The organism is Pseudoroseomonas cervicalis ATCC 49957, assembly GCF_000164635.1.
GTDB classification, from domain to species: domain Bacteria; phylum Pseudomonadota; class Alphaproteobacteria; order Acetobacterales; family Acetobacteraceae; genus Pseudoroseomonas; species Pseudoroseomonas cervicalis.
In genome coordinates, this window is the sequence record NZ_GG770778.1 from 238,725 (window position 1) to 243,434 (window position 4,710).

A 4,710-nucleotide genomic window follows, 5' to 3' on the forward strand; every position below is an offset into this window, starting at 1 on the left:
CCCTTTTTCTCTACCAGCTCGCCAGCGCCCTGAGCTGCGGCGTCTTCTTGCGCTGGTGCTCGCCCATGCGGCGCAGCAGCGGCTCCAGCGTGTCCAGCGCCTGCAGCAGATGCGGCCCCTTGTTCAGCATGATGCATTCGGCGCGCCCGCCCATCGCCGCATCGGTCATCTCGCCGCGCAGCGGCGCGCCCTTGCGGATCAGGTGCTCCAGCACCTGGGTCGCCCAGATCACCGGCACATGCGCGGCCTCGCCGATCCACAGGATCTCCTCCTGCATCTCGGCCAGGCGGGCGAAGCCGATCTCCACCGCCAGATCGCCGCGGGCGATCATGATCGCCGCCGGCTGCTGCCCGGCCGCCTGCACCACGATGCCGGGCAGGGCATGCACGGCGCGCACCGTCTCGATCTTCAGCACCAGCGCCAGCTGCCGCCAGTCCTGCGGGCGGCGCGCCGCCAGCTCGGCCTGCAACGCCTGCACATCGCCGGCCGATTGCACGAAGGAATAGCCGATGCCATCGGCGTGCCGCGCGACGAAATCGAGATCGGCGCGGTCCTTGTCGGTCAGCGCGGCGCAATGCAACTCGGTGTCGGGGAAGTTCAGCCCCTTCTCCGGCTTCAGCCGCGCGCCATCCTCGGGCGCGGAGAGGATGCGGGCCAGCAGGCCCCAGCCCTCGCAGGCCTCGACCACGGCGCCGATGCGGCCATCGTCGATGAAGACGCGCTGGCGCGGCAGCACCATGCGCAGCACCTCGGCCAGGCTGCATTCGATGGCGAAATCGGCCAGGCCTGGCGGCACCGCGGCCAGCCCGCCCGGCGGCACGATGGCCAGCGCCTCGCCGGCCAGGATGCGGCGGCGCTCCGCCGGGTGCAGCCCGGCGCCGGTGCGGATCTTCGGCCCGGCCAGGTCCATGATGACGCGCATGCGGTGGCCGGTGGCGGCCTCGGCGGCCTCGGCATGGGCGATCATGCGGCCCCAGGCGGTGGCATCGTCATGCGCGCAGTTGATGCGCAGCGCCTCCACCCCGCGCATCGCCAGGGCCAGGGTGAAGCCGGGGTCCTCGGCCGCCTCGGAGGGGCAGGTGACCATCAGCCCGACCGGCCGGCCGGGGCTCGGCGGGCCCAGCACGGCGCGGGTGTTGCGCGCCAGCCATTGCTCGCCGGCGAAGAACTCGGCCGGGGCGGGATGCGGCAGGCCGGGCCGGCCGGACAGCGCCGCCAGGCTGGCCGCCACCGCCTGCAGCCCGGGCAGCACCCGCCCCTCGATCCGCCCGAGCGAGGACAGGCCGAGCGGCATCAGCGCGCGCTGCAGCGGCCGCAGCTCGCGGTGGCGCAGCGCCAGGTAGCAGGCCAGGTTCTGCGCGCCGGCGGCGAAATCGGGGCGGGCCAGCGCGTCGCGCCAATGCGCGGCGATGGCGCTGCCCTCGGCCTGCAGGCGGCCAGCAGGGCTTCCAGCTCGGCCTGCAGCGCGGCGGGGGTCGGTGCGTCCTCGGCCATGGCGGCCTCCTCTTGCCTCTCCGCCGCCAGACTAGAGCCTGGCCGCGGCGCGCGGCGTGAAGCTGGCATGATTCCGCCGGGGCGCAGCCCCGCAACCGGCGGATGGCGGGGCGGTGGCGGCGCGGGCGAGGCTGCGCCACCCATCCGGAGAGCCCGCATGTCCCGTTTCCGCTGCGTCCCCATCCCGACCGAGACCGCCGCGCGCTGGCGCGCGACCGGCCTGGACGATCGCGGCCAGGCGCTGCATCGCCGCGTGGTGGACGGCCCCGGCTTTCCCTGCCGGCACTGCCTGCGCCTCGGCACGCCTGGCGAGGAGATGCTGCTTGGCAGCTACGACCTGCCGCAGCCGCGGGGCGTCTACTGGACGCCGAGCCCGATCTTCCTGCACGCGCGGGATTGCGCGGCCTATGCGGCGGAGGACGAGATCGCGCCGGTCGTGCTGGCGAACGCCATCGTCTCCGTCCGCTCCTACGACGAAGCGGCGCTGTGCCTCTACGACCTGGGCGGCATCGCCGAGGGCGCGGCGGTGGCGCCCCTGCTGCAACGGGCGCTGGACGACCCGCGCACCCGCCACATCAACATCCACACCGCGCGCCCCGGCTGCCTGCTGGCGGCGGTGGAGAAACTGCCAAACTGATGGCGGGGTCCGGGGGGACTCTGTCCCCCCGGCCTTCTCTTCTCGTCAGGCGGCCTCGAGGCACATGGCGACACCCATGCCGCCGCCGATGCACAGCGTGGCCAGGCCCTTCTTCGCGCCGCGCGCCTTCATCCCGTAGAGCAGGGTGGTCAGCACGCGGGCGCCCGAGGCGCCGATCGGGTGGCCGAGGGCGATGGCGCCGCCATGCACGTTCACCTTGGCGGTGTCCCAGCCCATCTCCTTGTTCACCGCGCAGGCCTGGGCGGCGAAGGCCTCGTTGGCCTCGATCAGGTCGAGGTCCTGGATGTTCCAGCCGGCCTTCTGCAGCGCCTTGCGGCTGGCCGGGATCGGGCCGGTGCCCATGATCGAGGGATCGACGCCGGCGGTGGCCCAGGAGGCGATGCGGGCGAGCGGCGTCAGGCCGCGCCTGGCGGCCTCGGCCGCGCTCATCACCACGATGGCGGCGGCGCCGTCATTCAGGCCCGAGGCGTTGCCGGCGGTGACCGAGCCGTCCTTGGCGAAGGCCGGGCGCAGCTTGGCCAGCACCTCCAGCGTGGTCTCGGGCTTGGGGTATTCGTCGGCGTCCACCACCGTGTCGCCCTTGCGGCCCTTGACGGTGACGGGCGCGATCTCGTCCCTGAAGGCGCCCGCCTTCATCGCCTCGCCCGCCTTGCGCTGGGAGTTGTAGGCGAACTCGTCCTGCTGCTCGCGGGTGATCTGGAACTTCTGGGCGACGTTCTCGGCGGTGTTGCCCATGTGGTAGCCGTTGAAGGCGTCCCACAGCCCGTCGCGGATCATGGTGTCGACCATCTGGAAGTCGCCCATCTTCACGCCGGCGCGCAGCTGCGCGCAATGCGGCGCCTGGGTCATGCTCTCCTGCCCGCCGGCCACGACGATGGAGGCGTCGCCGGTGGCGATCTGCTGGGCGGCGAGCGCCACGGCGCGCAGGCCGGAGCCGCAGAGCTGGTTGATGCCGAAGGCGGTGCGCTCGACCGGGATGCCGGCATGGACGGAGGCCTGGCGGGCCGGGTTCTGCCCGGCGCCGGCGGTCAGGATCTGGCCGAGGATCACCTCGTCCACCTCGGTGGCCTCGACCCCGGCGCGGGAGAGGGCGGCCTGGATGGCGGCGGCGCCCAGCGCATGCGCCGGCAGCGAGGCGAAGGCGCCGTTGAAGGCGCCGACCGGGGTGCGCGCGGCGGCGGCGATGACGATGTCGGTCATGGCTGGGTTACTCCCTCCTGGTGTTTGGCGGCCCTGACGCCTGGCCGGTGACACGGCGTGCCGCCGGGGGGCGGGGCCGAAGCGGCGTGGCGCCGCCCTTGCCGCGCAGTGTGCGACGCGAAACGGGACCGCTACAAGGGGCCAAGCCATTCCCGCAGCGGTTGCCAGAGCACCGCCTCGGCCCGGCTGCCGGCGGCCATGCCGATATGCCCGGCGGGCACGTGGCGGATATGGGCGCCCGGCAGCAGCGCCGCCAGCGCCGCGGCCGAATCCGGCGGCACGATGCGGTCGGCCTGCGGGATGGCGACGAAGCTCGGCAGGCGCAGCGCCGTGGGGTCCACCACCGCGCCGGCGACGCGCCAGCGCAGCCGCGCCGTCTCGTTCCGCCCGTACCAGCCGCCCAGCGCCTCCCGCGCCACCGGGGCGGCGAGCGGGATGCCATCGTTCAGCCAGTCCTCCAGCGCCACGAACATCTGGGCGCGCGGGCTGTCCGGGTCCATGGCGGCGAAGGCGCGGAACTTGGCGGCGATGCCCCAGGGGTCGAGCCCGGCGAACAGCGTCTGGATGACATCGACCGGCAGCGCGCCCTGGGCCTGCAGCAGCGGCTCCAGCCCCGGCAGCAGGGCGGCCAGCGCCAGGGCGCGCTGGCGCGTCGCATCGTCCCCGGCGTGGAAATCCCACGGCGTGGCCAGCAGGGCCAGGCCGCGCAGCCGCTCCGGCCGGCGCAGCGCGGCGGCCAGCGTCAGCAGCCCGCCCATGCAGTAGCCGACCAGCGCCAGCTTCCCCAGCGGCGCCAGCGCCGGGGCGGCGATGGCGCGTTCCAGCCGCCCCGCGATGTAGTCGGTCAGGGTGAAGCCGCGCTCGGCTTCCTCCGGCCAGCCCCAGTCGAGCAGCAGCACGCGGCAGCCCTGGCCGGCCAGCCAGCGCAGCAGGGAATGGCCCGGCATCAGGTCCAGCACCTCGGCCCGGTTGACCAGGGAGGGCACGACCAGCACCGCCGGGCCCTCCCCGCCATAGTCGAGCAGACGGCTGTCGCCCTCCTGCCAGAGCACGGGGGGGCTCGGCATTTCCCGGCGATAGGGGTGGCGGCGATAGGCGGCGAGGCCGGCGATCAGCGCCCGGTCCTGCCGCGCCAGGCGGCGCAGCACGGCGGCGCGGAAGCGCTCAGGATCGTGGCCGCCTTGCGCGAGGGCGCGGCTGATCCGCTGCATTTCCGCCCGGCCCGCCTTCGAGATCGGCCAGGCGTCGCTCCAGCTCGGCGAGGCGGGCGAGAAGGGCAGGCTCGCCGCCGGGCCGGCCAGCGTCTCCAGGCTCAGCGCCGCGCCCATGCCGCGCAGCAGCGCGAGGTTCAGGTGCAG

General features: G+C 74.3%; 4 protein-coding genes. 1 reads left to right on the forward strand and 3 read right to left on the reverse strand.

Features of this window, described 5'->3' with window-relative positions; translation table 11 throughout:
• Positions 1-10: 10 nt before the first annotated feature.
• Positions 11-1,294, reverse strand: coding sequence for a pyruvate kinase (locus tag HMPREF0731_RS08435; RefSeq protein ID WP_007003656.1), 1,284 nt, complete (start codon positions 1,292-1,294; stop codon positions 11-13).
• 357 nt (positions 1,295-1,651) lie between these two features.
• On the opposite strand from HMPREF0731_RS08435, the gene HMPREF0731_RS08440 reads away from it, so the two are divergent.
• Positions 1,652-2,131, forward strand: a complete 480-nt coding sequence (locus HMPREF0731_RS08440; protein WP_007003657.1) for a DUF1203 domain-containing protein — start codon at positions 1,652-1,654, stop codon at positions 2,129-2,131.
• A gap of 45 nt (positions 2,132-2,176) precedes the next feature.
• On the opposite strand, the gene HMPREF0731_RS08445 is transcribed toward HMPREF0731_RS08440, so the two are convergent.
• Both HMPREF0731_RS08445 and HMPREF0731_RS08450 read right to left on the reverse strand, forming a co-directional pair.
• Positions 2,177-3,352 (reverse strand): acetyl-CoA C-acetyltransferase, encoded by a 1,176-nt coding sequence (locus tag HMPREF0731_RS08445; RefSeq protein ID WP_007003658.1) that lies wholly within the window; start codon positions 3,350-3,352, stop codon positions 2,177-2,179.
• Positions 3,353-3,483: 131 nt separating this feature from the next.
• The coding region (locus HMPREF0731_RS08450; RefSeq protein ID WP_007003659.1) for an alpha/beta fold hydrolase at positions 3,484-4,710 on the reverse strand (1,227 nt) is incomplete at its 5' end.